The organism is Paraburkholderia sp. CI2, assembly GCF_014201055.1.
GTDB classification, from domain to species: domain Bacteria; phylum Pseudomonadota; class Gammaproteobacteria; order Burkholderiales; family Burkholderiaceae; genus Paraburkholderia; species Paraburkholderia tuberum.
On sequence record NZ_JACHDL010000068.1, the window covers coordinates 1 to 1,116 of the forward strand.

The 1,116-nt window shown below is 64.9% G+C and carries 2 protein-coding genes; both read left to right on the forward strand.

Going from position 1 to position 1,116, the window contains the following annotated elements; translation table 11 throughout:
- On the forward strand, positions 1-661 hold a 661-nt coding region (locus tag HDG32_RS35920; RefSeq protein WP_184074576.1), incomplete at its 5' end, for a LysR substrate-binding domain-containing protein.
- A 122-nt stretch (positions 662-783) separates the two neighbouring features.
- A partial coding sequence (locus HDG32_RS35925) for an HPF/RaiA family ribosome-associated protein (RefSeq protein WP_184074578.1) occupies positions 784-1,116 on the forward strand: 333 nt, incomplete at its 3' end.

Below are 1,116 nucleotides of genomic sequence, written 5' to 3' on the forward strand. Positions count from 1 at the left end.
CGGGCGCGCGTTGCACGACGAAGTGCGCGAAGCGGCCAGCGGGACCGTCGCGCGCTTCGCGGTCGGCTTGACGGATGGCATTTCGAAGCTGGCCGTCCATGCCATTCTTGCGGGCGTGCTGGACACGCCTTCGCTACGGCTGCTCTGCCACGAAGGCGAGGCGGAAGACCTGCTGGCGGAACTGGCGCATCACCATCTGGATCTCGTGCTGTCCAGCCAGCCCGCGCCGCACAACTCGAATCTGCGTCTATCCAGCGAGCGCCTGATCGCTTCGCCGATCGACTGGTACGGGCCGGCCGCCGTGGTGCGAAAAACGCATGTCGATCATTTTCCGCAATGCCTCGCGTCGCTGCCGGTGCTGCTGCCGACGGGGCACTCGTCGCTGCGTTCGCGCCTCGACCGCTGGTTCGAAGCGGAAGGCATCAGGCCACGCGTCGCGGGCGAGTTCGAGGACAGCGCGTTGATGGCGCTGTTCGCGTCGCGCGGCATGGGCGTGTTTCCGCTCGCGGCGTTCGGCGCCGAGCGCAACGATCCCATGCATCGCGGCTTGCGCTGGCTCGGCCGCTCGCCGGAAGTGAAGGAGGAAATACACGCAATCGTGTCGCGGCGCGGGCGGCATCATCCTTTGACGCAAAAGGTGTTGAGTGCGGCGCATGCGTGAGCGCGTTCGTGATCACGAAAAAGAAGGTTCGGTTTTTCCGAAGCTGCATTTCCGTTATTTCTGCTTTTTCCTCGACGCCTCCTCACCGTACTCTTGAGCCGTACCCACGAAGGAGGTGTCTCATGCAAGTCCTGTTCAAGTCCCGCGACCGTGAAGCCGTCCGTCTGCGCAGCTTCGCGCGCCAACGCATCCGGTTCGTGTTTCGCCGCATGGACTGGCTGATTTCGAAGGCGACCGTCAGCATGTCGGACATCAACGGCCCGCGCGGCGGACTCGACAAACGCTGCCAGGTGCAGGTGCAGACGCCCGATGCGACGCCTGTCGTCGTGACGTCGATCGCAAGAGACTGGCGCGGCGCACTCGATCTCGCGCTGGCCCGCGCGGCGCGTTCGATCATCCGCAGGCAGCAGGCGCGCATCGCGACTCGGGGTCCCCGTGATTTTGATGCCGTTTAC